Below are 13,328 nucleotides of genomic sequence, written 5' to 3' on the forward strand. Positions count from 1 at the left end.
CGAGGGAGCTTGCTCCCGCTGGGCCGCGAAGCAGCCCTAAAAACAAGCCTTGTCAAACACACCCAACCAGCTCACCGACCTGACCATGCAGTTCCGCAATCCCCCCATACCGCTCCCCAACAAACCCCACAAACTCCCCTGCAGGCATCGGCTTCGCAAACAACCACCCCTGCCCGAAATCCACGCCACGACTGCGCAAATAATCCAGCTGCGCCTCCGTCTCAATCCCTTCAGCCACCAGCTTCAAGCGCAGACTCTTGGCCATGTCGATGATATGCGCGGTCACCGAACTCGCCTCCGGATCACGCCCGATAGTGTCGACAAACGACTTATCGATCTTCAACACATCCAGCGGCAGCTGCTGCAAATGCTGCAGGCTGGAAAACCCGGTGCCGAAATCATCGATGGCCGCCAGATGCCCCAATTCGCGTGCCTGATTCACTGTCTGCCGCGCCGATTCGATCTGCACAAAACCGCGCTCCGTGGCCTCCAGCCAGATCTGGCTCGGCCACACATCAGCCTTGCTCATGGCCGACTTGAGCCGTGGCAGGAACCGCCCGCTGCTGATATCCGCCGCCGCCAGATTAATCGCCACATGCAGGCTGCGTTCTTTTACCAGCAGCGGCCCGAGATCCTGCATGACGTGATCGATCACCTGATCAGTGATCGGCAGAATCAGCCCACTCTGCTCAGCCAGCGGAATGAACAGATCGGGCCGCACCAGGCTGCCGTCCGGATGCCGCCAGCGCACCAGCGCTTCGGCCCCGACACAGGCGCCATCGCTCAAATCAATGATCGGCTGATAGTGCACGATGAACTCACGATTACGCACCGCCAGTTCCAGCTCGGCCAGTGGCGACAGACGCTTGCGCGTACGCCGCACAATCACCAGCGCAAGCATCCCGGCAATCAACCCGCCGATCGGCAGCAACAGCATCTCCCGGCGCACCAGACCTTGCAGCAACTCATGGCGCGACACCGCTGCAATCGCCACCCAATCACCGCTGTGCACCAGCGTATACAAATAACCGTCCTCCAGCGCCGAAGCGGGGCCCAGGTGCACGCGACTCATGAAACGCTCCGCCCCTGGCCGCGACGCACCGACCAGTTGCCCGGCAGCGGTGCCGACCATCAAGTGCACATCGTCCTCGACCATCACCTGCAAAAACTGCTCGGGGTCGACCAGCACATTGAACGCCGCATACTGCAGCGCCATCATCGGCTTGGCCGGCACAATCCGCGCCTGCACGCCGAGCGACACGCGCACCCCGTCAGCGGTGACAAAATCTTCCTTCCACGGCGTCACCCGATGGCCCACCGCACCCCACGAACCGCAGGCATAAATCTCTTCCTCGACATAGCCGATCGACTTCACCGCAAACGTGTTGATCGTCAGTAGACGCATCTCGTCGATGCTCTCCGGCGTACATGGCGCAAGGCTCGACGCGGCGACGCTCTTCAGCACTCCGGCGGCTTCTTGGAAGGTATTGTTGGCGCGGCTGGAGGCCACGGACGCCAGCGATTCGAGACGTTGCTGCGCCGCTGCCAGGTTCAACACCCAGGCGACGTAACCCATCAAAAGTACTGGAAGCAAGACACACGGAAGGCCCAGGAGAATGCTCCCCCAGACAATGCGTTTTTTGTTCATTTGACGCCACCTTGGCCCACGGCCCGTGACGTGCGGCTGCACGGCTGTTAATCAGCGACCACAGATTAGCGCTGGCGCCGTCGACCGATCTTGCCGCAGATCAATATTTCTGCCGCCCACGCCTGTCAGCGTCGCGGGTGCGTGCCCGAGCGCAAATCCGCCGGACTCACCCCATACGCCTGCTGAAAATACTGACAAAACCGCCCGACATTACTGAAGCCAAAGCGCAGCGCCACCTCCGTCACCGACGCCGAATGCCGCTGCCTCAGCGCCTCGAAAGCGCGCTCCAATCGCACCTGCCGCTGATACGCCACAATCGACGTCCCGACAAACCGCCGAAACCCATCCTGCAATGCGCGCTGACTGACATTGCTCAACCGCGCCAACTCGACGCCACTCACCAACTGCTCCGGATGCGCCTGAATAAACTCCATCGCCAACTTCACATGCCGCGGCGCCACCCTCGGCGCGGGCTGGCGCAACACCTCGGTAAAATTGTGCGGCCACGCCTCCAGCACCGCATCAATCAACATCTCGCGCAACCGCGACGGCATCAGCGTGCCGCTGTTGAGCAACAAATCAAACTCCGTCCCCGTCGCCAGATCAATCAACGCCTTGATCCCCTGAAACGCCGCCGAGTGCAGATCCACCGCCGGCTCAAACACAATCTTCTGCACAATCGGCCGCCCCAACAACGCCGCCAACCGCTCCGTGAGCTGCCCCCGATTCACCGAAATCCCGTGCTGCGCATGATTGTCGAGAAACCGCATCGAACGGATATCCGCCTTATCAATCGCCAACCCCACCTGGGCCATGCCGACGGACTCGGTGCGGTGGTTGAACACAATCTTGCCCGCCGTGGGAATCACGAACGTGATCTCATCCTGCGGGTCGGGGAAGGTGACGGTGAAATCACCGTGGTAATGCATGCGCCGGAAACTGACGCCGTCGTGCCTGCCGTAGACGCCGCTGATGATGATGTTGGAGGGGATCGGCGGGGTGTCGGCGTAGCGATTGCCGAAGAGCCGGGAGAAGAGGGCGCCGAAGTCTTCGCAGTGGAGGTTTTCGGAGCGGAGGATGATTTTTTGGTGGGGGCTTGGGGACACCTTGGGGGGCACCTTGGGTTGGGGGCTCTTGGATAAGGGAGGCGGAGGGATGTTAGCAGTTTGGGGGTGACAGATTTGTGACCGAAAATGAGTCACTGGAAATAGGTACGCTTTCGGCCAAAAGCAGCCTTTCAGCCAAGTTTTGATCGGACTCAATTCCGCGGCTTTGAAAGTAATGCGTCGTAGCAGCAGTGGTTTCCCACCGAACGGGATAGAGGACATGATCAGATTCTGTCAGCTATTGCTGCTCGCAAATCTGTCCGTTTGATCGACACTCTTGTCAATTGCCCACTCGAGAAACCCGTCTATAGTCAATGCTGCATTTCGCACAGGTAGAAAGGTCAAGTCGATGTCAGCAGTCTTCTACGCTCGTAATGTTCCTGCGCCACCCTACGCGTTTCATGTTATGGCCAAGCCCAGCGGGGCTGATTGCAATCTGGATTGCGATTATTGCTTCTATCTAGAAAAGGCCGCGCTGTATCGTGACGAGCGTCGTCACCGAATGAATCTGGATGTGCTGGAAAGTTACGTCGCAAACTACATCGCTTCGCACACCGACCAGACCGAAGTAGCGTTCACTTGGCAGGGCGGCGAGCCAACACTGATGGGGTTGGAGTTCTACCAGCATGCGATAAGAATGCAGGCGGTTCATGGCGCTGGCCGCAAGATCACCAACAGCTTCCAGACCAATGGGTTATTGATCGACGACAAGTGGAGTCAATTTTTAGCCGAGCATGATTTTTTAGTGGGCTTGTCACTAGATGGTCCGGCCGATATTCACGATGAGTACCGTGTCACCTCCAGCGGTCATGCAAGCCATGCCTTGGTCCTGCGTGCCCTTGAGTCGCTGAAAAAATATAAGGTTCGTTTCAACATCCTCGCATGCGTCAACCGACGCAGCTCCCAGGATCCCCTCAGGGTGTACGAGTTCTTCCGTCAGCTCGGCGTCGAGTACATCCAGTTCATCCCCATCGTCGAAAGGCTTCCCGACGTGGCGGATGCCGCCATGGGTTTCACCTTGCACGGTCCGGACAGTGATCTGGTTTTGAGTGCTTCGCACAAGGCCGAACCAAATCTGACCTCCTGGTCTGTTGGCTCGGAAGACTACGGCACGTTTCTCAACGCGATCTTCGATGTCTGGATCAAGCGTGATGTGGGCCGGATTTACGTCATGAATTTCGAGTGGGCGCTTGCGAACTACATGGGCGAGCCCGGCGCGGCCTGTCACCACCAGCCCACCTGTGGCCGGGCGGTGGTCGTCGAGCATAACGGCGATGTTTTTTCCTGTGATCACTACGTGTATCCAAAATTCCGCTTGGGCAATCTCACCCAGCAGTCCCTGTCCACTTTGCTGCAATCCCCGGAGCAACAGAAGTTCGGCCAGGACAAGCTGACCTCACTCCCCAAGCAGTGCCAGCAGTGCAACATGTTGAAAGGGTGTTGGGGCGGCTGCCCAAAACATCGTTTCATCGAAACAGATGAAGGCGAACCGGGGCTCAACTATTTGTGTAAAGGCTACTACCAGTTCTTTGCCCATACAGCGCCTTATCTGCGAGCCATGTCCGGATTGATTGCTCAAGGCCGTTCACCCAGCGAGATCGTGGGTGCCACGTTGATGATTACCAGGCTTGGCTGAGTTTTATCAGCTGATTGCCTGAGACTTTTGAATGCAAAGGGAGTTGATGCATGTCCAAACCGAGTAAACCGTCATTCATGCTGGCCACCGCGTTACTTGGCAGTGTCGGCTCGCTGACCGCCCAAGCCGCCCCCGCAACAGCGGGCGCCAGCCTGCCGCTGCCGACAGCACCGTTCGGTGGCACCGTCGGTGAAACCTACAAAACGTCCAAGTCCGACTTTCCGCAACCTGTGACCCCGCCCAAGGATGCACCGAATGTTTTGGTCATCCTGATCGACGATCTCGGGTTCGCCGGTACTTCGGCTTACGGCGGCCTGACGCCAACGCCCAACTTTGATCGACTGGCCGAGCAAGGCCTGCGTTACAACGAGATGCACAACACCGCGTTGTGCTCACCGACTCGCGCCGCGTTATTGTCTGGGCGCAATCATCATCAGGTCGGGATGGGCGGCATCACTGAAGGCGCAACGGGGTTCCCGGGCTACAACAGCGTCTGGGAGGACAACAACGCCGCCATCGGTCAAGTGCTCAAAGATCACGGCTACACCACCGCTGCGTTCGGCAAGTGGCATGACACGCCGGACTGGGAGACCAGCTCGGCCGGGCCTTTTGATCGTTGGCCAACGGGCAAGGGCTTCGGTTATTTCTATGGTTTTCAGGGGGGCGAAACCAGTCAGTTCTACCCTCAGCTTTTTGAAAATACCGTGCCGGTAGAGCCGTCAAAAACTCCGGAACAGGGCTACAGCTTCAACGAAGACCTGGCCGATCACGCGATCAACTGGCTGCGCGAGCAACAATCGGTAGCCCCCAAAAAACCTTGGTTCGTCTACTACGCTCCCGGTGCCATGCATGCGCCGCATCAAGTTCCTGCGTCCTACATAGAACCGTTTAAAGGCAAGTTCGACATGGGCTGGGACAGCTATCGCGAGATGGTGTTTGCCCAACAGAAAAAACTGGGGATTGTCCCTGCTTCAGCCAAGCTCACCCCGCGCCCCGCAGAACTGCCGGCCTGGGACACGTTATCCGACGATCAAAAGCGCTTGTACAGTCGGCAGATGGAAGTCTTCGCCGGTTTTCTGACTCAGACTGATGAGCAAGTAGGGCGAGTACTGGATGCCGTGGCTAAAAGCCCGAATGCCGATAACACTCTGGTCATGCTGGCACTGGGTGACAACGGTGCCTCTGCCGAAGGCGGATTGAATGGCACGGTCAACAACATGGCCACGCAAAACGGTATCCCGGACAACGTGCCGAACATGCTGAAAGTCATCGACGAAATCGGCAGCCCCAAACATGAGAACCATTTCTCAGTGGGCTGGGCATGGGCTGTGGATACGCCGTTTCAGTGGACAAAGCAGGTGGCGAGTCACTTCGGCGGCACGCGCAGCGGTTTCACCGTCAGTTGGCCTGCACGTATCAAAGCGCATGGAGAGGTGCGTAATCAGTGGCATCACATGATTGATGTGGCGCCGACCATCTACGAGGCGGCCGGTATCAAAATGCCGGAGACCGTCAACGGGCAGAAACAGGTTCCGCTGGCGGGTGTCAGCATGCTCTACAGCTTCAACGATGCCAAAGCGTCGACCCGGCACACCACCCAATATTTCGAAATCATGGGCAATCGCGCGATCTACCATGACGGCTGGGTAGCGGCCGCCCGCCACGGTTTGCCGTGGGAATTGCTGGGGCGCAAGGGTGACTTCGAGAACGACAAGTGGGAGCTTTACGATTTGAGCAAGGACTTCAGTCAGGCGGATGACCTGGCGGCGAAGAATCCGGCCAAACTCAAACAGCTTCAGGCGTTGTTCGAATCCGAGGCCAGGAAGTACAACGTACTGCCGCTGGACGACCGTTTCGTGGAGCGTGGAAATGTTCCGGACCGCCCGAGCCTCTCACGCGGGCGTGACCATTTCACGTTCTATCCAGGAACTGTGCGTGTGCCGGAAGGGACCGCGCCGAACGTCAAGGCTCGCTCTCACACGGTGACAGCTGTGTTTGAAGTCGACGCGAAAACCGAGGGCGTCATCGTCGCCCAAGGTGGCAGCGCGGGATACACGCTGTTCGTCAAGGACGGTTACCTGGTGTACGAGAACAACTTCTTTGGCAAGGAACGCGACCAGATCAAATCCCCGGAAAAACTGCCTGCCGGTAAGGTGGTCGCCGAATTCCAGTACACGCATGAAGACAAGACCTTTGGCGGTGGCGGTACTGGTGTGCTGCTGATCAATGGCAAGGAGGTCGGGCGCGCCCATTTTGCCCACGTGCCGCCGATCCGCTACAGCGCAACCGAGACCTTCGACATTGGTCGCGATACTGGCGAAGCAGTCTCCAACGACTACGAGGGGCCGTTCCCGTTTACCGGCACTCTCGAAAAAGTGGACATCAACATCCAGCCACAGCAGTTAAGTGCAGAGGCTCAAGAAAAAACTAAAAAGCTGGAACGTGACGCAGCCATCGCTACGCAATAAGGAGCAGTTATACCGGAGCCTGAGTCAGGCTTCGGTTTGTTCCGTTATTTCTAAATGCGGATGGCAGTTTCTGGCCGAAAGCAGTCGATTCTCGCGTTTCGGTTTCTGGCAGATCCCTCCTTGGGCGCTCACCATAGAGCGCCAAGGAGAGAGCGTTCGTTATGCCATCGGCACAACATTATCCAACGCCTGATTCACCGCCAATTCCCCCAGCATCACCACCTGCGCAATGCCCAGCAGCGTCTTGCGAATCGGCCCCTCAACCAGCGCCGCGACATCCCCCAACATCACCGTCGCCGAACCCAGTGATTCACTGGCGTTCGCCAATAATTCCTCGGTGGCAATTTTGGGGTTGGCGAGGAACATGGCGTTGGGTGTGTAGGGCGTGGCCATGATTTGGCTGGCGGGGTTCAGGTAGTGGTCGAGGGCGCGTTCGGCGGCTTCGCTGAGTTTTCGGGAATCGGGGGATTCGTAGGGGGAGACCGTTTCGGTTTCGGGTGGGTTTGGTGTGACCTTGAACATAGTGACGCTCCATATGTGGCTAAGGGAACCATCACATTCGCTACCAAACGAGGGTGGTGGCCATTACGAAGGTTGGTAGACCGGCACACATGGAAAAACCGGCGCGCTCGAAAGCGCCCTGCGCATGGCCACCATAAAACACAGGCGCCAGAAAGCATCTGCGTAAGGTGACGTTTTGCGCCATGTGTGAAACCGGGCTACCAAACCCGATCGCTGCTTTTCAGCGACCGACCCACGATAGAACCCGCACCCTGGGCGCACAAGCCGGCGGATTCTGGCGTAGTCGTAGGCAATGGCGCAAGGCGTTGTAGCCTTGGGGACGTAACACCGGGTGTCATATAAACAACTCTGTTTAAACGCGTCATCGCGCGCCATTGGTAGGGTCGCCCTCGGCCAGCATGTGTTTCATGTATTCGCGTTCTGGCGCGCCGGGCAGGACGCCGGTGGTGATAGCTTCGAGCACGGTGATGTGTTGTTCGTTGAAGACGCTGACTTCGGCTGTTGCGTGGCCTCGCTCGTCGATGCTGGTGATGAGCCAGTGGCAGGTGATGGTTTCGCCGGGATAGACGGGGCGCTTGAACTGGAGGTTCATGCCGGTGGCGAGCCAGCCGATCTGGCCGCCGATTTCGGTCATCAGGCTGGCCGTGAGCAGGCCGTGGGTGATCGGCGCTTTGAATGCTCGCAGTTGCGCATAGTGCGCGTCGCAGTGGACGGGGTTGTAGTCGCGGGACAGTTGCGCGAAGTGATGGACGTCGTCGGGTGTGAAACGGCGGACGACGTTGAAGCGGTCGCCCACCTTGAGGCCTTCGGCGGCGCGTTGTCTCGGGGTTTGCATGGGGGCCTCCTGCTGCTGGCGGTTGGTTAAAAGGTGTGTTCGGGGCCGGGGAAGGTGCCGGCCTGTACGTCGTCGGCGAAGTCTCTGGCCGCCGTTTGCAGGACGCTGCGCAGGTCGGCGTACTGTTTGACGAAGCGCGGCAGACGTCCCTGGCGCAGGCCGGCCATGTCTTGCCAGACCAGCACTTGCGCGTCGCACTGATTGCCGGCGCCGATGCCCACAGTGGGGATCGCCACCGCTTGAGTAATCGCTGCGCCAACGTCGCCGGGCACCATTTCGATCAGCAGGGCGAACGCGCCGGCGGCTTCCAGCGCTTTGGCGCTGTCGATCAGGCGCTGCCCGTCTTCGCCCCGGCCTTGTACACGATAGCCGCCCAATTGATGTTCCATCTGCGGGGTGAAACCGATGTGGGCCATGACCGGGATGCCCGAGACGCTGAGCTTGGCGATGTGTGGCAGCAATTCGACACCGCCCTCGATCTTCACCGCATGGGCGCCAGCCTCCTTCATGAAACGCACGGCGGTTTGCAGGCATTGTTCGGGTGAAACCTGGTACGAGCCGAAGGGCAGGTCGGCGATGACCAAGGCCCGCCGGGTTGATCGGGTGACGGCGCGCACCAGCGGGAGCAGTTCGTCGACGGTCACGGCCAAGGTCGAGTCGTTGCCAAACACGTTGTTGGACGCTGAGTCGCCGACCAGCAGGACGGGAATGCCGGCGTCCTCGAAAATTACTGCGCTGTACATGTCGTACGCGGTCAGCATCGCCCATTTGCGCCCTTCGACTTTCATCTGTTTGAGCTGCGGGATGCGCAGGCGTGTTGCCGGCTTGGTTAGGGCAGTGGTGTCGTAGGGTGAGGTGTGTTCGGTCATTGGCAGATCTCGTCAGGAGGAAGAATCAGGCGTGCAGCTGTTCGATCAGCAGCCCCAGCGCAATCGCAATCATGATCAGCCCTGAAACTCGACTGACCCTGCGTGCCGCTGCAGGCCGGGCGCGCAGTACCACCTGTGAGCCAAACCCGACCAGCAGATAGATCACCGCGCAACTGGCGGTATGCACCAGGCCGAGCGCGACCATTTGCAGCGGCACGGGCCACGGCGCGCCGGCGTCGGTGAATTGCGGCAACAGGGCGAGAAACAGCAAGAACACTTTCGGGTTGAGCCCGCTCACGCAAAGACCCTTCAAGGCCCAGCGCGCCCATGAGTCGCTGGTCTGGCTCGCTGCGGCGTGCGGAGTGGAAGGGCGGGCGAACAGATTGGCGCCCAGCCACAGCAGGTAACCGGCGCCGGCTACGGTCAGTGCTGTCAGGGCCAGCGGATGTCCGGCGATCAGCGTGCCTACCCCGGCCGCCACAATCAGCGTCGCGAGTAAGTGCCCGGACAGCAGACCGCCCACGGCGGGGAGTACGACGCGGTGCTTCAAGCCTGCGGAAATCGCGTAGGCCCAGTCGGCGCCGGGGGTGATCACAAACAGAATCGATACCGCCCAGAAAGCGGCGAATACGCTGAAGGTCATGGCGTCACCCATGGCCGTTGACGTGGCGTTGCTTTGCTCATGTTGGTTTTCCATCAATCAAGTGCCGCGCCGGTTGCAGCGGTGCGGCAGTTTTTGGTTGAGGGAGAATAAGCAAACTCGGCTAGAATATATTTCCAAAGATGGTCGTCATGGCGCATCAGATTAGAAGGTTTTATTGCGTGGACAGAACTGATCGGAAGATTCTTGCTGAGCTGCAAAAGGATGGTCGCCTGTCGGTCACCGAACTGGCCGATCGCGTGGGCCTGAGCCTTTCACCCTGCCACCGCCGCGTGCGGGCGCTGGAAGAGTCCGGGGTGCTGCTCGGCTACCGGGCAAAACTCGACCCCGCCGCGCTGGGCCTGAACTTTTCCGCGATGGTCTTCGCCACGTTGCGCGAAGGCGACCGGCAAGCGGTGGAGGCGTTCGAGGCGGCGCTGGTGGAGATTCCGCAGGTGGTGGATGCGCAACGGTTGTTCGGCGAACCGGATTATTTGCTGCACGTCATCGCTCAGGATTTGCCAGCGTTTCAGCGCCTGTATGACGAGTGCCTTTCGACTTTGCCGAATGTGCAGCGGCTGACCTCGACGCTGGTGATGAAGCGCGTGGTGCAGGATCGACCGTTGCCGTTGTAAACAGAGTGATACGATCGGGGCGTGCCTCCCACGCCACAGAGCAGAATCGTCCACCATGAAACCCAGTTTCGAAAAAATCCCCACCGAAGCCACTGCCTCCTGGACGCTGCTGAACCGGCGCCTGCCAGGGGCAATTCCGTTTGAATGGCATCACCATCCCGAGTACGAACTGACGCTGACCTTGAACAGTCGTGGCCATCGCTATATCGGCAATGACGTCGCGGCTTACGATGACGGCGATCTGATTCTGGTCGGGCCGAATGTGCCGCATAGCTGGTCGTCGGCGGAGCGGGTCGACGCCGGGCAACCGCATGTGGCGTTGGTGATCTGGTTTTCGGCGGCGTGGGCGGAGTCGCTGGTGACGTTGTTTCCGGAGATGGGGTCGCTGCGGCAATTGCTTGTGGCGGCGCGGCAGGCATTGAGTTTCAGTGCGGCGGCGTCGCGGGAGATTCGGCCGCTGATTGAGGCGATGGTCGAGCAGGAGCTGCCCGAGCGTTTGATCGCGCTGCTGACCGTGTTGAGCAAACTGACACGGGACGTTGATGCCAGGCAAATCCTGTCGGCGCCGGACTCTCAGATTGGCAGTCAGATCGTTGAGGATCCCCGTATACATCGGGTTCTGGATTACGTGCATGGACACTACGCCGAAGCCATCAGCATTCCGGCGTTGGCTGAGATGGCATGCGTCAGCGTGTCGGCGTTTCATCGAATGTTCCGTCGGCATACGCGCTGCACGGCGCTGGACTACATCGTACGGCTAAGAGTCGGACATGCCTGTGCGCTGTTGATGCAGGGACATTCGACGGTTTCGCTGATTGCCGAGGCAGTGGGATATTCGTCGCTGGCGCTGTTCAATCGGCAGTTCAAGGCGTTGAAGGGGCTGACGCCTTCGGAGTTTCGTCGTCAGCACGGTCATCACTTTCAGTAAGCAGCGCGCCGCTACAACGCCACAATCGTATTACTCGACGCGGCAATTCAGGCTGCCGCCGACACCATCGGAAGTGGTCCCATACCTGCACCAACAACAAGGTCTGCAGGTCCCCCGATGAGCAAATATCAAGCATTCGAGAGCGCAACGCTTCCGGAGAGTTACCGCGACAGTATCGTAAAAATGAAACGCACCTTGCGCGCGCAGATCGGCGATGTGCAGGGGCTGTTCGCCGAGGTCAGTGAGTTTATTGCCGGCGAGATTGCGTCGGTCAAAGCCCAGGAGGCGCAGACCGGGTCGGGCTGGCCGGTGCTGGAGTTCGCTGATATCGCCGCTGGCACAGTGACTGCCGAGCAGTTGGCTTTGATCAAGCGTCGCGGTAGCGTGGTGATCCGCAATCACTTCCCCCGCGAGCAGGTGCTGCAGTGGGACCAAGGGTTACTGGATTACCTCGACAAGAACCGGTTCGATGCGTTTTACCGTGGGCCGGTCGACCAGTTTTTTGGCAACCTGGAGGCTTCGCGACCGGAGATTTTTCCGATCTATTGGTCGGCGGCGCAAATGCAGTTGCGTCAGCATGAGCGGATGGGCACGGCGCAGGCGTTTCTCAATCGGTTGTGGAAGACTCATTCGCACGGTCAGGACTGGTTCAATCCGGACATCAACGCGCTGTATCCGGATCGGGTACGTCGGCGTCCGCCGGGCACGCACTCGAAAGGCCTTGGCCCGCACACCGATTCCGGGGCGCTGGAGCGCTGGCTGCATCCGGCGTATCTGAAAGTCTTCGACAAAATCTACAGCAACGACTTCGCGGCCTACGACCCGTGGGATGCGGCGTTTCGTACCGAGGTGGATGAATACGCCTACAAGGACACGGTGAAGTGTTCGGCGTTTCGCACGTTTCAGGGCTGGACTGCGCTGTCGGACATGCAGGCCGATCAAGGCGTGCTGCACACCCTGCCGATCCCCAAGGCGATGGCCTACTTGCTGTTGCGGCCGCTGCTCGATGATGTGCCCGAAGACGAGTTGTGTGGAGTGGCGCCGGGCAAGGTGCTGCCGGTGTCGCGGCAATGGCATCCGCTGCTGATCGAGGGGCTGAGTCCGATTCCGGATGTGCAGGCCGGTGATTCGGTGTGGTGGCATTGCGATGTGATCCATAGCGTTGCGCCGGTGCAGAACCAGCAGGGCTGGGGCAACGTGATGTACGTGCCGGCAGCGCCGATGTGTCCGAAGAATCTGCGCTATGCGCGGGATGTGTTCAGGGCGTTTGAGCGGGGTGCTTCGCCGGATGATTTTCCGCGGGAGGATTATGAGCGCTCGTGGGTGGAGCGTTTTGCTGTGGAGAGTCTGAATCCGTTGGGGCGCGCGGGACTTGGGCTGGAGTAGGTATTTGGAAATTGCGGCCGATTCGCGGCCCCTTCGGACGGTGTGATGTTTCGTTAAACCTTTCGCCATGGGTGTTGTGTTGTCTGATCGCTGGCGGTGGTCTCGGGTAGTTTGTTGGCTGAGCTGGCGCCTTCGCGAGCAAGCCCGCTCCCACAATGGTCTTGCGGTGTTCGCGAATGTGGTGGCGGGCACAAAACCTGTGGGAGTGAGCCTGCTCGCGAATCGGATATCCACGGTACTCAAGTCTATTCATTACCCTTTTGGACACAGTGTTTGTCCAACCGACCGATTTTTGCCGTGCGCCTGAACCCCTAACATCGTCTGCAACCCGTGACCCAACACGGTTCCCCACAAGACGGTGAACATCATGAAACTTGCAAAAATCGCTCTTCTTCTGGTCCTCGGTGGTATCGGCGCGCAAGCCTTTGCGGCGGATGAAACCGCGCAAGTCGAGGCGTACAACGCCGCCGCTCAAGCAGACATCGCCCACGTGGTGTCGATCTCCGAAGCGGCCAATCAGTGCGGCGCGGTGCCGGTGCAGATGACTTATGAAGACTCGACCGGTGCGCGGCATGTCGTGCAATACCAGGTGATGGGTAGCGGTTGTTCCAACGGTTAATGTCGGTGCAAGCGCTGGAGGGTCGACACTCCAGGT

12 protein-coding genes are annotated in these 13,328 nt (G+C 59.4%); 6 read left to right on the plus strand and 6 right to left on the minus strand.

All coding sequences use genetic code 11. From position 1 onward, the window contains the following. Positions 1 to 52: 52 nt before the first annotated feature. Together V9L13_RS04690 and V9L13_RS04695 are read right to left on the minus strand one after the other, a co-directional pair. Positions 53 to 1,576, minus strand: coding sequence for an EAL domain-containing protein (locus V9L13_RS04690; protein ID WP_338801649.1), 1,524 nt, complete (start codon positions 1,574 to 1,576; stop codon positions 53 to 55). 197 nt (positions 1,577 to 1,773) lie between these two features. Further along, positions 1,774 to 2,754 carry an AraC family transcriptional regulator gene (locus V9L13_RS04695; RefSeq protein ID WP_338801650.1) on the minus strand — a complete coding sequence of 327 codons (981 nt, stop codon included), beginning with the start codon at positions 2,752 to 2,754 and terminating at the stop codon, positions 1,774 to 1,776. Positions 2,755 to 3,103: 349 nt separating this feature from the next. Here V9L13_RS04695 and V9L13_RS04700 point away from each other — a divergent pair, with 349 nt between their 5' ends. Together V9L13_RS04700 and V9L13_RS04705 are read left to right on the plus strand one after the other, a co-directional pair. Next, positions 3,104 to 4,390, plus strand: a complete 1,287-nt coding sequence (locus tag V9L13_RS04700; RefSeq protein ID WP_338801651.1) for an anaerobic sulfatase maturase — start codon at positions 3,104 to 3,106, stop codon at positions 4,388 to 4,390. A 50-nt stretch (positions 4,391 to 4,440) separates the two neighbouring features. Next, a complete protein-coding gene (locus V9L13_RS04705) occupies positions 4,441 to 6,858 on the plus strand; it encodes an arylsulfatase (protein ID WP_338801652.1) in 2,418 nt (805 codons plus the stop codon). A 159-nt stretch (positions 6,859 to 7,017) separates the two neighbouring features. On the opposite strand, the gene V9L13_RS04710 is transcribed toward V9L13_RS04705, so the two are convergent. From V9L13_RS04710 to V9L13_RS04725, 4 genes are all read right to left on the minus strand, one after another. Continuing rightward, positions 7,018 to 7,380 (minus strand): hypothetical protein, encoded by a 363-nt coding sequence (locus tag V9L13_RS04710; protein ID WP_123588099.1) that lies wholly within the window; start codon positions 7,378 to 7,380, stop codon positions 7,018 to 7,020. Positions 7,381 to 7,741: 361 nt separating this feature from the next. Continuing rightward, positions 7,742 to 8,215: a MaoC family dehydratase gene (locus V9L13_RS04715; protein WP_098968367.1), complete on the minus strand. Its 474-nt coding sequence runs from the start codon at positions 8,213 to 8,215 to the stop codon at positions 7,742 to 7,744. Positions 8,216 to 8,241: 26 nt separating this feature from the next. Then, positions 8,242 to 9,084, minus strand: coding sequence for a 3-methyl-2-oxobutanoate hydroxymethyltransferase (panB, locus tag V9L13_RS04720; protein ID WP_003224363.1), 843 nt, complete (start codon positions 9,082 to 9,084; stop codon positions 8,242 to 8,244). 25 nt (positions 9,085 to 9,109) lie between these two features. After that, positions 9,110 to 9,727 carry a LysE family translocator gene (locus V9L13_RS04725; protein WP_098968506.1) on the minus strand — a complete coding sequence of 206 codons (618 nt, stop codon included), beginning with the start codon at positions 9,725 to 9,727 and terminating at the stop codon, positions 9,110 to 9,112. 179 nt (positions 9,728 to 9,906) lie between these two features. On the opposite strand from V9L13_RS04725, the gene V9L13_RS04730 reads away from it, so the two are divergent. From V9L13_RS04730 to V9L13_RS04745, 4 genes are all read left to right on the plus strand, one after another. Beyond that, the gene (locus tag V9L13_RS04730) at positions 9,907 to 10,359 is read left to right on the plus strand and encodes an Lrp/AsnC family transcriptional regulator (RefSeq protein ID WP_045122414.1); all 453 of its coding nucleotides are present in this window, start codon (positions 9,907 to 9,909) and stop codon (positions 10,357 to 10,359) included. Between the two features lie 55 nt (positions 10,360 to 10,414). Beyond that, positions 10,415 to 11,287 (plus strand): AraC family transcriptional regulator, encoded by an 873-nt coding sequence (locus V9L13_RS04735; protein ID WP_103485916.1) that lies wholly within the window; start codon positions 10,415 to 10,417, stop codon positions 11,285 to 11,287. A gap of 117 nt (positions 11,288 to 11,404) precedes the next feature. After that, positions 11,405 to 12,673 (plus strand): DUF1479 domain-containing protein, encoded by a 1,269-nt coding sequence (locus V9L13_RS04740; RefSeq protein WP_338801654.1) that lies wholly within the window; start codon positions 11,405 to 11,407, stop codon positions 12,671 to 12,673. A gap of 367 nt (positions 12,674 to 13,040) precedes the next feature. Further along, positions 13,041 to 13,292 (plus strand): DUF2790 domain-containing protein, encoded by a 252-nt coding sequence (locus V9L13_RS04745; RefSeq protein ID WP_103485918.1) that lies wholly within the window; start codon positions 13,041 to 13,043, stop codon positions 13,290 to 13,292. The last annotated feature ends 36 nt before the right edge of the window (positions 13,293 to 13,328 follow it).

The organism is Pseudomonas sp. RSB 5.4 (assembly GCF_037126175.1).
Lineage (GTDB): Bacteria > Pseudomonadota > Gammaproteobacteria > Pseudomonadales > Pseudomonadaceae > Aquipseudomonas > Aquipseudomonas fluorescens_H.